Here is an 18,945-nt window from a genome sequence, read left to right as displayed (position 1 = left end):
ATGGTAGCCAATCCATACGCAACATATCAAAACAGCGCGGTCACGACCGCAAACCCACAGGAACTGACGCTTATGCTTTATGACGGGGCGCTCAAGTTCATGCGCCTCGCCAAGCTTGCAATCGACCAGGGAAACCCTGACTTGAAGAACATCAACATTCAAAAGACGCAAGCCATCTTCCAAGAACTTCGTCTCACACTCAATAAAGACATCGCCATCTCGGCAAACCTAGACTCGCTCTATGACTATATGTGGCGCCGTCTCGTCGATGCGAACGTCAAGAACGACACGACCATCCTCGACGAGGTGCTCGACTTCACAACGGAACTCCGTGACACGTGGAAGGAAGCGATGAAACTCGCGAAGCAGTCATGAGACCAATCGATGAGATTATCTTAAAGACACAGCGCTTAAAAGAGTTGCTGGCGAAAGTCCCAGAAGAGCCGACGTATGATACGTGGATGGAACAAATCCATGAGCTCTTGGACGACCGCGAACAGTTGCTCGCGGCGCACGGTCCTGATCTGGAGAAAGCCGATCAGACGGTCCTCCGACAACTTGTCGACGACAGTCAAAAGATTGCCCGTCTCATTGGGGCCGAACATCAGCGTCTCGGGATGACGCTCGGGACGGCCCGGATGGAACGAAAGACGGTCAAGTCCTACGTCGACCCTTATGAAGACGTTGATTCCAACTTTTCTGGTCTATTCGACCAGCAGACGTAAAAGCTCGAAGGCACATGCCTTCGAGCTTTTGTGTTAAGAGGCTTTGACTTGTCGACGTATCCGGATGATGAAGTACGAGACGGTAAACAAGATCAAACCAGTTACCATAAAGTTTAAATAGAGGCGCACGGCGTCTTGAAGTGACGTGACTGGCGTAGACCCACCGAACCAGAGAAGTGGCAAGATCGTCACGTGCATGACGCTCCAGTGGATGAAAATCTGTTTTTTGAACGACCACTGTTTAACTTCATAAATGACCCTCGTCAGCCCGAGAAAGAACGCGACCCCGGCGTAGACGAGCATGGCGTGTACGCCGCCTGTATTTCCTGACCATCCTTGGTAGGGCGCGAGGATCGCAAACGGAAGTGACCATAAGAGACTTCGTACGAACCCTTTCTTTAATAATTGCATATGTATCATCCCTTCGTTGGATTGGTATGAATATATACGAACATCATGCAAAAAAGGTTTCGGATTAAAAGCGAGGGTGAAATGACGTCTGTTTTCCGCTATAATCGGGTAAACATCAATGTAGCCGTTGCTTCTTTTCTGGAAAGAGGAGGGAAACGAGATGCGTGAGAAAGAGTCTAAACCGGTATCGTCACGGAAGCGCCGTTATTTCGTCTATGGTCCAGAGGGAGCGTACGATGAATACGTCGAACGGGACCCGAAACTCGAGGCGTACGTCGAGGACGATACGCCGTTTGAGGATCGTCCTGACCCATACGAGGAAGAAGAGCTGAAATCAAGAGGATAAGTATATGTGTCAAGGTTCGATTCCGGACCTTGGCTTTTATTTTACCTGGAACTTTTTCTTAATACGGTACCGTTTATCAATTCGTTATATTCGTCTTAACCACATCACTTTGATTTTGGAAAGGGAGAGATGAAGATGAACATGAAACGATTTGGCTTACTGGTGGCGGTGCCGCTCGCACTACTTGTTGGATGCGGAGAAGCAGATGAACTGAAGACGACGGCCACGGATACGGAAGAAGTGGCAGAGGCGGAAGCGAGTACGGCTAAAGAATCATCAACTGAAGAGACGGACGTTCAAGAGAGTGAACTCGGCACAAACAAGATCTATATGAAGAATAAGGCGCTCACGATCACGGAGACGATGGGACCAATCCAGTTCGCCATCGACAAGGTACAGACGTCACGCTTGCAAGTAAATGAGGTATATCGTGATTCATTTGATGGAGCTGAGGAAGTGACGGTCGTTGCCATGAATGTGATTGCAGAGAATACTATCGACGATGCAATTAGTTTTTACCCCGATCAAGGTACAATTGTCACGAATACCGGCGAGCAGGTCGAGGCAGACCTCTTTTTCTCGGACGACGTTGGTGGCGAATTTTTAGGGAAAGTGAAGAAGGAAGGGAATGTTCTCTTCTTCGTCAAAGCAAAACCTGAAGAGCTGACTGAAGTGAAATTTTTCACGAGTGGACCTTCGAACGAAGCGTTTGAGAGAGTGGCAGAAGAGCGATACGAATTCACCATCAATGTAACAAAATGAAAGTAGGCGTACCGAGTGATATCGGCACGCCCTATTTGTCTAGTCTAAACCCGAGCGATAGAGGATAATGAAGAAAACCCATCTTTTAGGAGGTCAGTGATGAAGAACATCTCTTTACTCAAATACGACCAACAGCTCCATTATGAATGGTCGAGTCACGTCATTGAAGAATCGGATGATTATGTGTTGTTGTATGCAGGACCGGGGCGAACGCTTCAACATCATACGCGAGGTGCCTGTTATACATATGATTCTCATTCGCTCGAGTGCTTTATGCGACATGAAGGATTCACGCTCCAACTCGATTTAGAGCACGACGGGACGATGCGTTGGTACTCGAATATTGGGCTTCCACCGACCATGACCGACGAGGCGATTCACTTTGTTGATTTGGATCTAGACTTTGTTGCAGAGCAACCGAATGAGTGGCGACTCGTCGACGAAGAAGAGTTGGAGTTCAACCGAGTACGATATGGCTATCCGAATGCGTTGATTTCCTACGTCTGGAAAACCGTCGCTGAGGTGAAAAGACGAATCGAGCATCAGCAATTCCCGTTTGACGGTTCCTTAGAGCGACGTCTCCTCGAACTTTCCCAATCAAAGACGTCTCACTTCCGCTGATGCGGCAACGGAATCGACAACACGTCCCAGTCACTTCCGGCGAATAGCTTCGACAGATAGACGATCTGCCCGACATGATACCCGTAATGCGACACTTGTCGCTCAATCGCATCGATCACGGAGTGGGCTTCCCCGCGAATGAACACGTCCTTCCCTAAATCGTCCGGCGTCAGATCGGCCAAGACATCGTCTAACAGCTGCCAACGCTCGTCCCATACGTGCATGAGTTCCTCACGGGACAGATGCTGGTCCTCGAACTCGGCGTCCCGGTTTCGGTCCGGCTTTTCGCCGTCCGTCGTCAAGAAGTCGGTCCAACGTGACTTCATATTGTTCGTCATATGCTGAATGATGAGGGCGAGGGAGAGTGTATCCGGTGCAAGCGTCTTATACAGGTCCTCGTCATTCACTTGGACGAGCGCGCGCTCGGCGAGTTGTTTCTGGCTTTTGAATGTGGCACGTACGGTCTCGAGGTACTTTGTTTCAAACATAAAAACATCCTCCTTTTCGTATGTATCTGCTTTCACTATACCCCACATTCATCTCGGTCAAAAACTATAGTAATATTATAAAAAACGTTATACTAAACTTATCGTGCAAGACGCCACCGCGTAGTCGGCATGAGGGTGCCTTGTTTTGGTTTTCACGTGAGTCATGTCGCGTGTATCTCTTTTCGGTTTGGAGGCTCACCTATCAATCGTGCCGATTGCGTTTGTCCGAGAGTGGATGAGCGCGATTTTTTTGTATGCAAAAAGTGTGAGACACAAGGTCCCACACTTCTCGTTATGTATGCTCCAACCGAAAATCCTCCCAATGATCGCGGGCCTGATTCCGGATGCGCTCCGATACTTCTTTACTGCTAAGGAGAATCCCATACCAACGACGCGCATCCTCATAGTAGTCGAGCGCGGCCGAGAGGTCGGCGATTCGCAACATGAGCTGGTCGTACGGTAGCCCGGTCCGGACCGGGTCCGTATACGCTTCCTGCACCTCGTTGTATTTATCGAGCGTCCGCTGCATCCATTCCTTCTCAGACGCCGTATCCCCGATCAATCGGTACATCCACACGATCCGCATCCCGAGCATGGCGACGACAGACGGCTTTTGACCGCTCAATTGGGCCGTCATGACCGCGAACTTATACAAGAAGATCACATGTTCAGGTGTACGGTCACCTTTCAACAAATCCGCATTCACTTGATTAAAGTAGTGCGTCTCAAGCGATTCACGATTGTGTTTTCGTACCTTGTCGAACGAATCGTGAAAGACGAGATGACAATGGCCGCAGACGGACGGCTCATACAAGTATGGGTTCGGGCCATCGTACGTCGTATACCCGTCCTTCTCGATTTCGAGCGGACGGATGTGACGGGACAAGACACGGTTCGTCTTACTTTCCTGTAAACAATATGGGCATTTGACCTTTTTCAAAAACAAATGTTCTGCCATTCCGACACCTCACACATAGACGTTGACGAGCAATCCGCGAATCTCACCGACCTGGTCGAGTAGGGAGAGGCGGGAGGCCTCCCCTGAGATGACCTGATCCGTCAGCGCGAGGAGTTTTTGGTCGACTTGTTCGACGACCTTGTAGATCTTCGCACGCCCGCGGCGGTTGAATCCGCGTTTGTCCTCGAGGCGGAGTGCCGCGTCAACGGCCTCTTTCATAAAGTCTTTAATCATCTGTTTATATTCGGCGAGCGCCTCGACAGTCTGGCTCTCGGCGAGGAGTTCTCCTTGTTCATGGATTGCGGCGATTTGACGCTGGAAGCGCTCGTGCTCGCGGTCTTCGCGTTTCTGGCCGATCACGTTTTGGAAGGAGACGCCCGGTTCGACGTCGGGGCGTTTCGCCTTACCCGAGCCGAGGAGCGATTGCGTCTCCATGATGCGACGAATGTCCATATGGGCAACCGTCCTTTCTTAAAGGTTAGTTCAATAATTGTAACACGCCTTGCGGCAATGCGTTCGACTGGGCAATCATCGCCATGCCGGACTGGTTCAAGATGTTCAGACGGGCGAAGTCCATCATTTCACGGGCCATATCGGCATCACGGATTCGGGATTCGGACGCCGTCAAGTTCTCTGAGCCGATGGCGACGACGCTGACGTTCGCCTCGAGTCGATTTTGGATGGCACCAAGCTTCGAACGTTCGAGCGACACCTTGTTGATGGCCGCATCGAATTTCGAAATGGCATCGGCCGCATCTGATGGTGTCAATACGCTCAGCGCGTAGTATGTTTCAGACGCTGTCGCCTGATCATTGTCGTGATCGACGGCAGGCAGTTCCCCGCCACTTGCTGTTGTCGTCGTGATATCGAGCGCATGCGCCCGCATATCTTCGACGTTCAAGATGACGGCTTCTTTGTTGCCGGCACCGATTTGGAAGAAGAGCGTACTCTTCCCTTGCATGTATTCCCCGTTCATGATCTTCTTCGAGTTGAATTCGGTCGTCTCGGCGATCCGTGTCACTTCGGCGGTCAACGCGTTGATCTCTTCTTGGACGGCTTTCGAATCTTCCTCGCTGAGCGTTCCGTTCGCCGCTTGGACGGACAGTTCGCGCATGCGCTGAAGAAGGGAATGGGTCTCGTTCATTCCACCTTCAAGCGTCTGGGTGAGCGAGATGCCGTCGAGCGTGTTGCGTTCGGCCATCGAGAGCGAGTCGAGTCGCATCCGCATCTTCTCGGAGATGGCGAGGCCAGCCGCGTCGTCCGACGCCTTGTTGATGCGAACGCCGCTCGAGAGCCGGTCCATCGTCTTCTTCATCGATGCCTGATTCAAGGATAGGGATGTGTAGGCCTTTAAGGCTTGCACGTTATTGGTAATTTTCATAACGGTTTCCTCCAGTCGGGACGGGTTGGATTTTGGCACGTTCCATCGCTTCGCTCCACGTTTTGTCGAGGTCGCTCGCGAGCGAATGTAGTTCAGCGATTTTTTTCATATCCTGATCGATGATCGCCTCGACGCTGGCGTTCGCCATATACAAATAGATCTCATCAAGCTGTGCCGCGATGATCCCCCCGCCGTCATGGAGTCCTTGGTGGAGCTTGACCAACAGCTCGCGGGCTTGGCGAAGGTGGCGGTTCCGTTCGGCGATCGTCGTGTCTTGCGCCTGTTCATAATGATAGACGAGCGCATGTAGCATCGCCTGCGTCAGTTCTTCTGGCCTCATCTCATATAGTTGCGTTGAATTCATCCTTGATCTCCTTTAATCGAATCGAGTTCTTCTATTAATAACAGTACTTCCGCCATCACGTCATACAGTTGCGGCGGGATGGCGTCCCCTAAGTCGAGGTCGAGCAGGTGTCCGAGCAAGGAGTGGTCGTTCTCAACGGCCACGCCCCGGGCACGGGCCTCCTGTAAAATCTTTTCAGCGACGGCTCCGGTCCCGCGGGCGACGACGACGGGCGCTTTGTCCGTCGATTCGTCATAGCGGACGACCGCGGCCGTCTTCCGTTTCGTCAAATCCGTGCGTTGGTACATGGGGACCTCCTAGATTCTAAAGTCATAACCGGTCGCCTTCGTCACCGTCGGCTCCTCGATGACGCGCTCGACTTTCGTGAGCGGTTTGAATTGGGTCACGACACTCTTATAGCCGATCGTCTCGAGCGTCTGTTCAATCTTACCGAGCAGCGGGCGGGCGAGTCGCTCGACCGTTGAATCGTCATGTTCGAGCGTGAGTCGGAGGTTCCGGTCCTTCGCCTCGAGTTTGACGCCAATCTCCCCGAGCCGCGGTGTCTCCAATCGAATGTAGAGGACACTGTTCTCCCAGTCGACGACGTCTCCCGCTTCCCGGTTTTGGATATGGACGTGGATGCCGGTGTCGATCTCCTGCACTTTAGCCGGTAGGGCGAACAAAAGCTGATGGAGCTGTCCCCCGTCGAGTCGGTTGAGCGTCTGTTGCACTTGGAAGAACGAGGCGAGTCGCTGTGCCTCGGGGTTCGTCGTGTCGCCTCGCACGGATAATGCCGACGTCGGGGTGTTGCTCGCTTGGGCGAGCTGTGCCTGTGCCTGCACACGTTGCGCCACTTCCTGGACGTGTCGTCCAGATAATGTCGAATCGAGCTTGAGTGGAGCGACGGTCGGCATCTCTCCGGCACGTGCCGCCCCGTGCGGGATATATTCGATGCGTACCTGGTTCGGCGCATAGCGGAAGTCGTTCAATGTGGCCCGAACTTCTTTGACGAGTGCGGCACTCTCTTGCGGTTTTGTCGAAAGGAGTGACAGGGCGACATCGAGTTTGGCCGTCATGGCGACGAGTTGCTTCTCTTGCGTGATATCCGTATGGAGCAGGGCGTCCGTCTTTTGAACGAGTTGCGTCAGACGGGTCGATACGGTCTCGAGAGCGGGGCGCGCCGCATGCGGGTTCGTCTCGATCAACGCCGCGACTTGTCCGAGTTGTTTCGTCACCGTCGCCTGTTCGCCTCGGAACGTGTTCGTCACCGACGCGAGGTGGCTTGTCACTTCCTTCACCATGACCTGACGTCCGTTGACGGGTGGAAGTGTCATCGGCTCAGGGCGTTCGGTCCTCGGCGGCACGGGCATGTCACGGATGACCCGGTCGACCGTCTCCGGTGTCGGTGTGACGCGTTCGCTCACGGGGCGCGACAAGTTGACGAGCTCGACGTAACGCTCTTTTTGTGTGTACGGAGCATTCGGTGCCGGCGGTGTGAGTTGTTGTCTCGCCTCATTCAATGAGAGGACGGCGATGTCGCGTGCCATCTCACGAGGGACGACTTGAGTATCGAGCGTCTTCAAATGAAGGACGACATCCCGCATGTCGCCTTTGAATGCCGTCTCGAGAAGGCGTACCGTGTCTTCGTTCATCGGCAAGCGTCCGGATTGAAGCAGACGACTGACGGCGCTTCGCACTTCAGGTGGAAGGGAAGCGAGGAGCGTCTGAATCTTTGCGTCAAGCTTTGACGACGCGGACGCAGGTGGCGCAGATTCAAGCGTCTCTTCTTTTTGGGGAACGACGGTCGCCAATAAGACACCATCCTGTTCGGCGAGCGTCACGTGGAACGGGTTCGTCTTCGGAAGCCCGTCTTTGAATGTAACCTCGACTTCTTCACCGTTGATTTTGACGATCGCAGAGTCGGGTCCTGTCTGTTTGACGAGCTCGGCCTTGTACGTCCGGTTCGTCTGGATGCCTGGTAAGACCGAACTGACGGCGGTCGCTTGGGCTTGAATTTGCATGTTTGTCACCTCGACCATAATATCGACCTCTTTTTTAAAAAATGAAGCGAAACAATAGAAAAAAACCTTCCGTCTTTTCGACGGAAGGCATGTCATGATTCGAGCACAGGGCTCGTGTTCAATTGTTGGAACCGTGCAACGAGTTCACCCGTCGCTTTCAGCTGGTTCCGGAGGACGTAAGGTGTTGCGTTCGTCTGGATTTGATGTCCATCGGTTGTGAGGACGAGTCCGTTCGGCTCACCCTCGATGTTCAGTATGTCTCGAATATGGGACCAGGCATACCATTCACAATCGTCTCGTTTCGGAGACTTCGTCGGGAAGAAGACGAGTCCGGTTGTCGGTTCGATCACGACAGGGACTTTCCCTTTTACGCCGGCGACGCGTTTGGCGATGAAGATTCTTTCCTCGATCGAGCTGTTGTACTGGCGGCAAGAAAGTTGCAACAACTGGTACGGCCGGAGCGGGGTCGAAATCTCGGTGCCATCCTCGAGAATGATCCGTGACTGCTTCATGATGTCGAAGCAAGGGAGAATCGCCACGGTTCGCTTCGTGATGCGATATTTTTCCTCAGAATAGTAGGAGCGCATACGCTGCACCATCCTCCTCGTATAAGATTTTCAGGATCGGCTATAGACAAGCGGCACAAACCTAAATCATCCCTTTAATGATATATCACAAAAAATGTAAATTCAACAAGTCAATATGAAAAGTAGGGAAATATTATTCCAATGAAAGCCAAATGGCGAAACGTTTACAATTATTTGAGAAAGTGTTTGTCACGCTTACAAGAAGGTGGTAATATTAGCCGTAGAGGAAAACCCTCTGTATTCTCCAATGGTGAAAGGAATGGATTTACACATGGTAGGTAAAGTAAAATGGTTTAACTCAGAAAAAGGTTTTGGATTCATCGAAGTTGAAGGCGGCAAAGACGTGTTCGTACACTTCTCAGCAATCCAATCTGAAGGTTACAAATCGCTTGACGAAGGTCAAGACGTAGAGTTTGAAATCGTTGATGGCGAGCGTGGCCCACAAGCGGCTAACGTTGTAAAATTATAATTTCAAACCACGAAGCCGGCTCCATTGGGAGTCGGCTTTTTATTTTTTCTGCATAGTAAAAAAAGGGGTTTAAAAACGAGTGAGATGGGTATCTTTTATCTATACCAACCGCTCTCTCTAAGGAATATCGGTTTCGGAACAAAATTGTCATTATTTTCTGATGATAACGTTTTCATTCCTGTTGATTTCGGGGTATACTAGTAATGAGCCACCTGGTTCCACTTTCTTTCGAAACGAAGCAGGAGATTCCGTCTCGTTTGACGAATCATTGGTTCAAGCGGTTATTTTAAGGAGGAGTTCAGATGATTTATAACATTCGCGGCGAAAACATTGAGGTCACACCAGCAATCAAAGACTATGTCGAGAAGAAGCTGGAGAAGTTGACTCGGTATTTCACAACTCCTACGGATGCACAGACGGCTTACGTCAACTTGAAAGTGTATAACGAGAAACAAAAAGTAGAAGTGACGATCCCGATGCCGAACTTGTTGCTCCGTGCCGAGGACATCAACCTCGACATGTATGCGGCAATCGACCTCGTCGTCGATAAATTGGAACGTCAAATCCGTAAACACAAAACGAAACTCAACCGTAAAGGACGCGGGAAAGAAGGTGGCGTCGGGGAGTACTTCAAGTCGCTCGAAGGACCTGATGATGCACCGGTCGTCTACGATGAGGACGAGGCAGAACTCGAACTCGTACGGACGAAGCGTTTCACGTTGAAACCGATGGACACGGAAGAGGCGATTCTTCAGATGGATATGCTCGGTCACAGCTTCTTCGTCTTCTCTGACGCGGAAACGGGCAACACGAACGTCGTCTACCGTCGTAAAGATGGGAAGTACGGTCTAATCGAACCTGAATAATGAACTTGACCTTTCACGACCCCCCGGCTTCGGGGGGTCGTTTCGTTTTGCCTTTCCTTGAAAGGTGGCATCACTTCGGTTAAACTGTACATTAGGGAAAAAACATGCATTTTTTAATGAGTGCAGAGGAGATATGAGTATGGCGAACTTTTTGAAAGAGTTATTTGCTCCACAGAAACGAATGTTGAAAAAAGCAGAGAAAGCGGCCGACTTGATCGAGTCGTTCGCCGAACCAATCAAAGCATTGTCAGACGAACAGCTTCAAGCGAAGGCGGAGGAGTTCCGCGCACGTTTAGATAAAGGAGAGACGCTCGACGACTTGTTACCGGAGGCGTTCGCAGTCTGTCGTGAGGCATCGGAGCGCGTGCTCGGGATGCGTCATTATCGCGTTCAGCTCATCGGGGGTTATGTGCTCCACAACGGCGATATCGCTGAAATGAAGACCGGTGAAGGAAAGACGCTCGTCGCGACACTACCGGTCTATTTGAACGCGCTCACGGGTCGTGGCGTCCACGTCGTGACGGTCAACGAATACTTGGCGAAGCGAGATAAAGAGCTCATGGAACCGCTCTACTTCGCACTCGGCCTCTCGGTCGGCCTAAACGTGTCGAACATGGACCGCGTCGAGAAACAAGCTGCCTACAACTGTGACATCACGTACTCGACGAACAATGAACTCGGATTCGATTATCTTCGTGACAACATGGTCCTTTATAAAGAAGACCGTGTCCAGCGAGAGCTTTACTACACGATCGTCGATGAGGTCGACTCGATTCTCGTCGATGAGGCGCGCACCCCGCTCATCATCTCGGGCTCGGCTCAAAAATCGACAGAGCTCTACACACGCGCGGACGCGTTCGTCCGTACGCTGAAAGTAGAAGAAGATTACACAGTCGATGTGAAGACGAAGTCGGTCCTCTTGACGGACAACGGGGTCGACCTCGCCGAGAAGTTCTTCGGCATCGACAACCTGTTCGCCATCGAGCACGTCGCGGTCAACCACCACGTCGGACTTGCCCTACGTGCGAACGCGGTCATGCATCACGATATCGACTATATGGTACGTGAAGGACAAGTCATGATCATCGACCAGTTCACGGGTCGTGTCATGGACGGACGTCGCTACTCGGAAGGTCTTCATCAGGCGATCGAGGCGAAAGAGGGCGTCGAGATTCAGCGCGAATCGATGACGCTTGCGACAATCACATACCAGAACTACTTCCGCATGTACGAGAAGCTTGCCGGGATGACCGGTACGGCGAAGACGGAGGAAGAAGAGTTCCGTAACATCTATAACATGCAGGTCGTGTCGATTCCGACGAACAAGCCGATCCTGCGGGATGACAGTTCAGACCTCATCTTCAAATCGATGGAAGGCAAATTCAAAGCCGTCGTCGAAGAGATTGCTGCGGTTCACGCGACCGGTCAACCGATTCTCGTCGGGACGGTCGCCGTCGAGACGTCTGAATACTTGAGCAAGCTCTTGACGAAGAAAAAGATTCGTCACGACGTCCTGAACGCGAAGAACCACGCCCGTGAGGCGGAGATTATCGAGAATGCGGGACAGAAGGGGTCGGTCACAATCGCGACGAACATGGCCGGCCGTGGTACCGACATCAAGCTCGGGGAAGGCGTCGTCGACCTCGGTGGTCTTTACATCGTCGGGACAGAGCGGCACGAGTCACGTCGTATCGACAATCAGCTCCGTGGTCGTTCGGGTCGTCAAGGAGACCCGGGTAAATCGCAGTTCTACTTGTCACTCGAAGATGAACTCATGCGCCGCTTCGGGACGGACAGTCTCCAAAGCATGATGGAACGTCTCGGGATGGACGATACCCAACCGATTGAGAGCCGCATGGTCTCGAAAGCGGTCGAGTCGGCTCAAAAACGTGTCGAAGGAAACAACTACGATGCGCGGAAACAGCTTCTCGGTTACGACAACGTCATGGCCGACCAACGGAAGGTCATGTACAAAGACCGTGCAAGCATTCTCGAGAACGAGTCGGTCACCGATATCGTACGCTCGATGATGGCACAGACGGTCGAGCTCGGTGTCGGTCAATATACGCCGCTCGAACTCGTACCGGAAGAATGGAACATCGACGAGCTCGCGCACTGGGCGAACCAGACGCTCGCGCTCGAAAAGACGGTCGAAGGCAAAGACTTCTTCGGCAAAGAGCGAGAAGAGATTGTGGAACTTCTCATGGAGCGCGTGAGCGAGCAGTACGAGGCGAAACGTCAACTCGCACCGCCTGAACGCTTCAACGAGTTCGAGAAGATCATCGTGCTCCGTGCGGTCGACTCGCACTGGATGGCGCATATCGACCATATGGATCAGTTGCGCCAAGGGATTCACCTCCGCGCTTACGGACAGAACGACCCGCTTCGCGAATATCAGGCGGAAGGGATCAACATGTTCGACGCGATGAACGCGGCCATCTCAGAGGAAGTAACCGGCTTCGTGCTCCGTGCCGAGGTCGGGGACAATCTCCGACGTGAGAAGGTCGTCGAAGAGGAGGTCGCCGTCTCTGGAAAGAGTGATGCGCCGGTCAAGAAAAAACCGGTCCGTCGCTCGAAAGAACAGAGTATCGGCCGTAACGACCCGTGCTGGTGTGGCTCTGGCAAGAAATATAAGAACTGTCACGGTAGACAACAGGCTTAATTATTGAAGAGGCGGGTGCGCTCGCCTCTTTCCTACGGAAAGGTGAATCACACTATGGAAATTTCAGATATTCGGAACGAACTTGAGGCGATGGCGAAACGCCTCGAGAACTACAGGGCTTCTCTCAACTTGACGGAGAAGGAAGCGCGCATCGCCGAGCTCGAGAACGAGATGACGTATCCTGATTTCTGGGATAATCAGGAGAAGGCGCAAAAAGTCATCGACGAATCAAACGGTCTCAAGGCGATGGTCGACAAGTACCAAGACCTCGCGGACCAACATGAGGACGGCGAAGTGACGCTTGAACTCATCAAAGAAGAACCGGACGCCGAGATGCAGGAAGAACTCGCTGAAACGATTCAAGGGCTCAAAAAAGAGTTTGATGACTTCGAGCTCGAGATCCTCTTGAACGGACCATATGATGCGAACAACGCGATCCTCGAACTGCACCCGGGTGCGGGCGGTACCGAGTCACAGGACTGGGCATCGATGCTCCTTCGCATGTATCAACGGTTCGCCGACAAGCAAGGCTGGAAAGTCGAGACGGTCGACTATCTTCCGGGCGAGGAAGCGGGCGTCAAGTCCGTCACGCTCCGCATCGTCGGTCATAACGCGTACGGTTACTTGAAAGCGGAGAAGGGGATTCATCGTTTGGTCCGCATCTCGCCGTTTGACTCGTCAGGTCGTCGTCACACGTCGTTCGTGTCATGTGACGTCATGCCGGAGTTCGATGACGACATCGAGATCGAAGTACGGACAGAAGATCTTCGCATCGACACGTATCGCGCGTCAGGTGCCGGCGGACAGCACATCAACACGACGGACTCCGCGGTCCGGATCACGCACGTTCCGACGGGCGTCGTCGTTTCATGTCAGACCGAACGTTCACAGATCAAGAACCGGGAGTCGGCGATGAAGATGTTGAAAGCGAAATTGTACCAACGTGAACTCGACGAGCAACAACGTAAACTCGACGAGATCCGTGGCGAGAAGACAGACATCGGTTGGGGTAGCCAAATCCGTTCGTACGTCTTCCACCCATATTCGATGGTCAAAGACCACCGGACGAACCACGAGGTCGGGAACACGGGCGGGGTCATGGATGGCGACGTCATGCCGTTCATCGATGCCTACCTTCGTAAAACAAATATGTGATGCATGTGGCTCAAAGACACTCGTCTTTGGGCCACGTTGTGTGTAAAGGAGAATTTCTTTAATGAAGCAAATCGTCAAAGACTATCTGTATTTGTTGACCGGGTCGGTGTTCGTTGCCTCGGCCTTCAGCTTATTCCTGTTGCCGAACAACCTGGCATCAGGCGGGGTGAGCGGGATCTCCGTCATCACGTATGAACTGTTCGGGATCTCGCCAGGGGCGTTCCAACTCGTGGCGAACGTGTTACTTCTGATTATCGGTTGGGCCATCCTCGGTCTCGGGTTCGGGGTGAAGTCGCTCGTCGGATCGATTTTCCTGCCGGGTGTCATTCTATTCTATGAGGCGATCGATGCGACGGCTGCCGTGGATGACACGCTGCTCGCGGCTATCTTTGGTGGTGTCGGCGTCGGTGTCGGGCTCGGCCTCATCTTTCGTGGACGCGCCTCGACGGGCGGCATGGACTTGATTGCGCAGATCTTACATAAGTTCACGCACATCCCGCTCTATCTCTGTATCGCGATTCTCGACGGCATGGTCGTCTTGACCGCAGCCCTCACGTTCTCGTTCTCGACCGGATTGTATGCGCTCATTGCTTTATTCATCACGGTCAAGATGATCGACTTCGTTCAACTCGGATTCACACAAGACAAGATGGCGTACATCATCTCGGAGAAGCGGGACTTTATCGTCCGTGCCGTTTTTGAGGAGCTCGATCGTGGCGCGACAGAAATCCAAGCGATCGGGGCCTATTCTCGTCTCGACCGTCCGATGCTCATGATCGTCGTCCGTCAGAGCGAGGTGAGCCGACTGAAGGAAATCATTCGCCGAATCGACCCAGAGGCGTTCCTCGTCTTCAGCGAGGCGCACGAGGTGCTCGGACAAGGGTTCACATCGGACAAACGCTACATCAATGTGCCGTAAGTTGTGGAATCTTTGTGTACTTTTCGTGAGATTAGGTTAGAAAGTATACGTTAAAGGCTATAATGGTAAATGTAGGTCATTTCTACAACTTAGGAGGGGAACGTGGTTATGAAAAAATGGATGATGGCCATTGGCCTTGGCGCGATGTTGACGCTCGGTGCTTGTGGCGGTGATGACGAGGATACGTCGAGCAACGGGGATTCAGGCTCGAACACGGCTTCGGTTGACGCTGAGGCGGTATACGCGCAAAACTGTGCGGCATGTCACGGTGCGAACCTTGAAGGGATGAGCGGCCCGTCACTCGAGCAAGTCGGAGCTCGTCTGTCGGCAGAGGATATTGAAAATATTATCCGAAACGGTCAAGGGGCGATGCCTGCGAACTTGATTGAAGACGATGAAGAGATCACGGCGGTTTCCGCATGGCTCGCTGAGAAAAAATAAGACACTGACCACAGATGTCGCTTTGGCGATTCTGTGGTTTTTTTTTGATAAAAAGTTGCAATTTTCTGTTTTATTGTTATGGTAGTAGGAGTAAAAAGAAATGGAGTGATCTAGTTTTGAGAACAAAATTAATAGACTGGCCGACGTTCATTGGGTCAGTTGTCCTGTTGTTAGCTGTAACGTTACCTCTCGTGTTCTTTCCAGAGACAGGTAAGGCTCTAGTAGGAGCAGCCAATACGTATATGACATCAAACTTTGGAATATTATACTTGGCGCTCGGTCTCGGCGCATTCGGATTTTTGATCTACGTTGCCTTCAGTAAGAACGGGCACATTAAGTTGGGCGACGAAGATGAGGAACCTGAATTTAGTAACTTTTCATGGGCAGCAATGTTGTTCGCTGCCGGAATCGGGTCAAGTATACTGTATTGGTCAGTTATTGAATGGGTGTATTATTACGAGGGGCCGCCATTTGGTCTCACTGCCGAATCGACAGAAGCGATTCAATGGTCGACAGCATATGGCATGTTTCACTGGGGACCGATCGCTTGGGCGATTTATGCGCTCCCGGCGCTCCCGATTGCGTATTTCTATTACGTCCGGCGCGTATCCGTACTGAAGGTCAGTGAGGCGATTCGCCCCATCCTTGGTAAGCGTTCAGACGGGCCGCTCGGAAAAGTGATTGACATTCTGTTCATCTTTGGACTGCTTGGGGGTGCAGGAACGACGCTCGCCCTCGGTACGCCGATGATTGCCGAAGGAATTAGCGAACTAAGCGGCATTCCCGTCACGCTCGGAATGAAGGCGTTGATTATGCTCGTCTGCACGGTAATCTTTGCGGTCAGTTCTTATGTCGGACTAAACAAAGGGATCAAATTACTGAGCGACTTGAACATTTGGCTCGCTCTCGGTATATTGACATTCGTTTTCGTGTTCGGCCCGACTCGTTTCATTTTAGAGACGACGTTCAATGGGGTCGGGATCGTCATGGACAACTTCTTCCGCATGGCGACATGGATGGAACCGTTCGGTGACTTCGGCGGGTTCACGACAACCGGCTTCCCTGAATCGTGGACCGTCTTCTATTGGGCCTGGTGGCTCGTCTATGCTCCGTTCGTCGGATTGTTCGTCGCACGTATCTCGCGAGGACGAACGATTCGTGGCATGATCATCGGAACGATGGTTTATGGAACGTTCGGGTGTGTGTTGTTCTTTGGAGTCCTCGGGAATTACGGCTTGTACTTACATTTGAGTGGGACATTCGATGTAATCTCGTACATGGCGGCCTACGGACCTGCTCCGACGATCATCGCCATCATTAGTCAATTGCCATTTGGTAGTGCGGTAGTTGCCGTCTTCACTGTTCTAGCGATTATCTTTTTGGCAACGACGTTTGATTCCTCATCATACATTTTGGCGTCAGTTACTCAAAAGCATGTTGAAGATGAGCCCCTTGTATGGAATCGCCTGTTTTGGGCGTTCGCTTTATCGATCATGCCACTCACGCTCATGTTCCTCGGAGGACTTGAAACTTTACAAACGGCAAGTATCGTTGGCGGCTTCCCTCTGATCTTTATTATGATTTTGCTCGGATGGTCATTTATGCGCGTATCAAGCAGTGATATCCGAGCGCAAGATGAATACGAATCACCGACGATTCATATTCAATATCGCAAGAAAAAACGTACACCGTTTGACGTGTTAAAAGACAAAATTGATTAATGGGAGTGGAACCCGTTTTCACGGATTCCTCAAACGATTGACGAATTTGGTCAGAAAAATGACCAGATTCGTCTTTTTTGTGAACTGATCCGCGTATGAACCTTCAAAGGACCGGACGACACTCTTTTATACAAAGGATCGAGTAAGTACTTTTAGCCATGAGAATCAATAGAATTTCATCGTAAAAATAAAGGTCATGAAGTAAAGTTTCATGACGTGATTTTCACATCAAACTCAATCGAACTGAAACAATACTGTAATGGTGTTTTAAAAGTCGGGTTGATATAATTGTAGTCGCTTCAGCTATGCCCTAGATGTTTTTTTGACAAGGAGGTAAATGACATGACGCCTTGACAGAGGGGGTCGATTCCTGTAAAAAAGACTCTAGGCGAAATATACAGTAACTAAATCAATTTATTTGAATTCGTCATAGATGCATACAAAAATTTAAAAAAGGGTAGGGAATACGTTATGATCTCGATGCAAAAAGTCAGCAAAGTATATCCGAATGGCGTCGTCGCCATGGATGACCTTGACCTAGAGATTCGCGATGGCGAGTTTCTATATGTGGTCGGACCTTCCGGTGCCGGAAAGTCGACATTCATGAAAATGATTTATCGTGAGGAGAAACCGACGGGCGGTCAACTGTTAATTGACGGACTCGACGTCGGCAAAATTAAAGACCGTCACGTACCGAAGCTACGCCGACAACTCGGCGTCATCTTCCAAGACTTCAAACTTCTTCCGTCACTCACCGTATATGAGAACGTCGCCTTCGCTTTAGAAGTCGTAGGGGCGGACACGTCATCGATTCGTAAGCAAGTCATGGACGTGTTGAACCTTGTCGGATTAAAGAACAAGGCGCGTAATTATCCAGACGAGCTCTCAGGCGGGGAACAACAGCGCGTATCCATCGCACGGGCGATTGTGAACAAACCGAAACTCATCATCGCCGATGAGCCGACAGGGAACTTAGACCCAGAGACGGCATGGGGCATCATGGAAGTGTTTGAAGAGATTCATCGCCGCGGAGCGACGATTGTCATGGCGACACATAACCGTGATATCGTAGATAAAATTCGTCACCGCGTCATCGCGATTGAGAATGGAAAAGTTGTGCGCGATGAAGAGAAAGGAGCATATGGCTATGATGTTTAAAACGAGTTTGCGCCATTTGCGTGAAGGGTTCAAAGGGACGCTTCGTAATGGATGGATGTCGTTCGCGGCAATCAGTGCCGTAACGATCACGTTGTTACTTGTCGGTGTGTTCGCACTCGTCATGTTCAACATTAACGAAATTTCAGATAACGTCGAAAATGATGTCGAGATTCAAGTGTTCATCACCCGGACAGCGGATGAGAGCTCGGTCGAGAAACTCGGACAGAACATTGAACAAGTACCTGGCGTCTCGACGGTCACGTTCAGCTCGAAAGAAGATGAGTTGGCCAAATTCCAAGACCAACTCGGAGACGATGCCGCGGCATACGGAACGGTCGAGAAAGACAACCCACTCCACGCCCGTTATATCGTCAAGGCGCAAGATCCACTAGAGTTAGAGGAAGTGGCCCAATCGGTCAGTTCACTCGAGAACGTAGACGATGTGAAGTACGGGAAAGACTACATCGATAAAATGTTTGCCTTCTTCAACGGGATTCGCATCGGTGGACTCGCGTTGATTGTCGGATTGACGTTGATGGCGATGTTCCTCATCTCGAATACGATTAAAATGACCATTTTCTCACGCCGCCGTGAAATCGAAATCATGCGACTCGTCGGTGCGAAAAATAGCTTTATCCGTTGGCCTTTCTTCATCGAAGGGTTGGTTCTCGGAATGCTTGGGGCTCTCGTCCCAATTCTTGTCATTTATTTCGGATATGACGTCGCATATAGTGCTTTACAACCATCGCTTGATCAATTGAATAGTGATATATTTAAGTTGATTGATCCATCGACGCTCACGGTTCAAGTATCGCTCGTCTTACTTGCGCTCGGTGCGTTCATCGGGATCTGGGGATCGACGACATCGCTCGGTCGTTTCTTGAAAATTTAACTTAAATGAGGAGGAGTTG

At 51.3% G+C, this 18,945-nt stretch carries 23 protein-coding genes; 14 read left to right on the top strand and 9 right to left on the bottom strand.

Features of this window, described 5'->3' with window-relative positions; genetic code table 11:
* Both fliS and fliT read left to right on the top strand, forming a co-directional pair.
* Positions 1-375 (top strand): flagellar export chaperone FliS, encoded by a 375-nt coding sequence (fliS, locus tag KNP00_RS07915; RefSeq protein ID WP_215143900.1) that lies wholly within the window; start codon positions 1-3, stop codon positions 373-375.
* Positions 372-725: a flagellar protein FliT gene (gene fliT / locus KNP00_RS07910; RefSeq protein WP_215143898.1), complete on the top strand. Its 354-nt coding sequence runs from the start codon at positions 372-374 to the stop codon at positions 723-725. Before fliS ends, fliT begins: the two co-directional genes overlap by 4 nt.
* A 33-nt stretch (positions 726-758) precedes the next feature.
* On the opposite strand, the gene KNP00_RS07905 is transcribed toward fliT, so the two are convergent.
* A complete protein-coding gene (locus tag KNP00_RS07905) occupies positions 759-1,136 on the bottom strand; it encodes a DUF3021 family protein (RefSeq protein WP_215143896.1) in 378 nt (125 codons plus the stop codon).
* A gap of 160 nt (positions 1,137-1,296) precedes the next feature.
* Between KNP00_RS07905 and KNP00_RS07900 the strand changes: the two genes are divergently transcribed.
* The 3 genes from KNP00_RS07900 (at position 1,297) to KNP00_RS07890 (ending at position 2,865) form a co-directional block, all read left to right on the top strand.
* The gene (locus KNP00_RS07900; RefSeq protein ID WP_031422829.1) at positions 1,297-1,482 is read left to right on the top strand and encodes a hypothetical protein; all 186 of its coding nucleotides are present in this window, start codon (positions 1,297-1,299) and stop codon (positions 1,480-1,482) included.
* A 135-nt stretch (positions 1,483-1,617) separates the two neighbouring features.
* Positions 1,618-2,244: a hypothetical protein gene (locus KNP00_RS07895; protein WP_215143893.1), complete on the top strand. Its 627-nt coding sequence runs from the start codon at positions 1,618-1,620 to the stop codon at positions 2,242-2,244.
* Positions 2,245-2,343: 99 nt separating this feature from the next.
* A complete protein-coding gene (locus tag KNP00_RS07890; protein WP_215143891.1) occupies positions 2,344-2,865 on the top strand; it encodes a DUF402 domain-containing protein in 522 nt (173 codons plus the stop codon).
* Here KNP00_RS07890 and KNP00_RS07885 read toward each other — a convergent pair.
* The 8 genes from KNP00_RS07885 to KNP00_RS07850 all read right to left on the bottom strand — a co-directional run bounded on the left by KNP00_RS07885 (position 2,853) and on the right by KNP00_RS07850 (position 8,655).
* Complete coding sequence (locus KNP00_RS07885; protein ID WP_215143888.1) at positions 2,853-3,353, bottom strand: DUF1572 family protein; 501 nt, start codon at positions 3,351-3,353, stop codon at positions 2,853-2,855. The two genes, KNP00_RS07890 and KNP00_RS07885, sit on opposite strands and share 13 nt — an antisense overlap.
* A gap of 292 nt (positions 3,354-3,645) precedes the next feature.
* Positions 3,646-4,311 (bottom strand): DUF2225 domain-containing protein, encoded by a 666-nt coding sequence (locus KNP00_RS07880; protein ID WP_215143887.1) that lies wholly within the window; start codon positions 4,309-4,311, stop codon positions 3,646-3,648.
* A gap of 9 nt (positions 4,312-4,320) precedes the next feature.
* Positions 4,321-4,764, bottom strand: a complete 444-nt coding sequence (locus tag KNP00_RS07875; RefSeq protein WP_215143885.1) for a YaaR family protein — start codon at positions 4,762-4,764, stop codon at positions 4,321-4,323.
* A gap of 25 nt (positions 4,765-4,789) precedes the next feature.
* On the bottom strand, positions 4,790-5,692 hold the full coding sequence (locus tag KNP00_RS07870) for a flagellin N-terminal helical domain-containing protein (protein WP_215143883.1): 903 nt from the start codon (positions 5,690-5,692) through the stop codon (positions 4,790-4,792).
* Positions 5,676-6,056 (bottom strand): flagellar export chaperone FliS, encoded by a 381-nt coding sequence (locus KNP00_RS07865; protein WP_215143881.1) that lies wholly within the window; start codon positions 6,054-6,056, stop codon positions 5,676-5,678. The genes KNP00_RS07870 and KNP00_RS07865 overlap by 17 nt, the downstream gene beginning before the upstream one ends.
* Complete coding sequence (locus KNP00_RS07860) at positions 6,053-6,343, bottom strand: EscU/YscU/HrcU family type III secretion system export apparatus switch protein (protein ID WP_215143874.1); 291 nt, start codon at positions 6,341-6,343, stop codon at positions 6,053-6,055. Before KNP00_RS07860 ends, KNP00_RS07865 begins: the two co-directional genes overlap by 4 nt.
* A 9-nt stretch (positions 6,344-6,352) precedes the next feature.
* Positions 6,353-8,074 (bottom strand): hypothetical protein, encoded by a 1,722-nt coding sequence (locus KNP00_RS07855; RefSeq protein ID WP_215143872.1) that lies wholly within the window; start codon positions 8,072-8,074, stop codon positions 6,353-6,355.
* A gap of 74 nt (positions 8,075-8,148) precedes the next feature.
* Positions 8,149-8,655 carry a competence protein ComK gene (locus KNP00_RS07850; protein WP_240542783.1) on the bottom strand — a complete coding sequence of 169 codons (507 nt, stop codon included), beginning with the start codon at positions 8,653-8,655 and terminating at the stop codon, positions 8,149-8,151.
* 259 nt (positions 8,656-8,914) lie between these two features.
* On the opposite strand from KNP00_RS07850, the gene cspD reads away from it, so the two are divergent.
* From cspD to ftsX, 9 genes are all read left to right on the top strand, one after another.
* Positions 8,915-9,112 (top strand): cold-shock protein CspD, encoded by a 198-nt coding sequence (cspD, locus tag KNP00_RS07845; RefSeq protein ID WP_012726946.1) that lies wholly within the window; start codon positions 8,915-8,917, stop codon positions 9,110-9,112.
* Between the two features lie 302 nt (positions 9,113-9,414).
* Complete coding sequence (gene hpf, locus KNP00_RS07840) at positions 9,415-9,978, top strand: ribosome hibernation-promoting factor, HPF/YfiA family (protein WP_047795072.1); 564 nt, start codon at positions 9,415-9,417, stop codon at positions 9,976-9,978.
* A 139-nt stretch (positions 9,979-10,117) separates the two neighbouring features.
* Positions 10,118-12,640 carry a preprotein translocase subunit SecA gene (gene secA / locus KNP00_RS07835; RefSeq protein WP_215143870.1) on the top strand — a complete coding sequence of 841 codons (2,523 nt, stop codon included), beginning with the start codon at positions 10,118-10,120 and terminating at the stop codon, positions 12,638-12,640.
* A gap of 54 nt (positions 12,641-12,694) precedes the next feature.
* Positions 12,695-13,795 (top strand): peptide chain release factor 2, encoded by a 1,101-nt coding sequence (gene prfB, locus KNP00_RS07830; RefSeq protein ID WP_215143867.1) that lies wholly within the window; start codon positions 12,695-12,697, stop codon positions 13,793-13,795.
* Between the two features lie 61 nt (positions 13,796-13,856).
* On the top strand, positions 13,857-14,714 hold the full coding sequence (locus tag KNP00_RS07825; RefSeq protein WP_215143865.1) for a YitT family protein: 858 nt from the start codon (positions 13,857-13,859) through the stop codon (positions 14,712-14,714).
* A gap of 108 nt (positions 14,715-14,822) precedes the next feature.
* Positions 14,823-15,155: a cytochrome c551 gene (gene cccB, locus KNP00_RS07820; protein ID WP_215143864.1), complete on the top strand. Its 333-nt coding sequence runs from the start codon at positions 14,823-14,825 to the stop codon at positions 15,153-15,155.
* A 116-nt stretch (positions 15,156-15,271) separates the two neighbouring features.
* On the top strand, positions 15,272-16,876 hold the full coding sequence (locus KNP00_RS07815; protein WP_215143862.1) for a BCCT family transporter: 1,605 nt from the start codon (positions 15,272-15,274) through the stop codon (positions 16,874-16,876).
* A 471-nt stretch (positions 16,877-17,347) separates the two neighbouring features.
* Positions 17,348-18,034, top strand: a complete 687-nt coding sequence (gene ftsE / locus KNP00_RS07810; RefSeq protein ID WP_215143860.1) for a cell division ATP-binding protein FtsE — start codon at positions 17,348-17,350, stop codon at positions 18,032-18,034.
* Positions 18,024-18,926, top strand: a complete 903-nt coding sequence (gene ftsX, locus KNP00_RS07805) for a permease-like cell division protein FtsX (RefSeq protein ID WP_215143858.1) — start codon at positions 18,024-18,026, stop codon at positions 18,924-18,926. Before ftsE ends, ftsX begins: the two co-directional genes overlap by 11 nt.
* The last annotated feature ends 19 nt before the right edge of the window (positions 18,927-18,945 follow it).

It is taken from the genome of Exiguobacterium qingdaonense (assembly GCF_018617855.1).
Taxonomy (GTDB): domain Bacteria; phylum Bacillota; class Bacilli; order Exiguobacteriales; family Exiguobacteriaceae; genus Exiguobacterium; species Exiguobacterium qingdaonense.
Note: the sequence above shows the minus strand (reverse complement) of the source record. Positions and strands in the feature narration are given on the sequence as shown.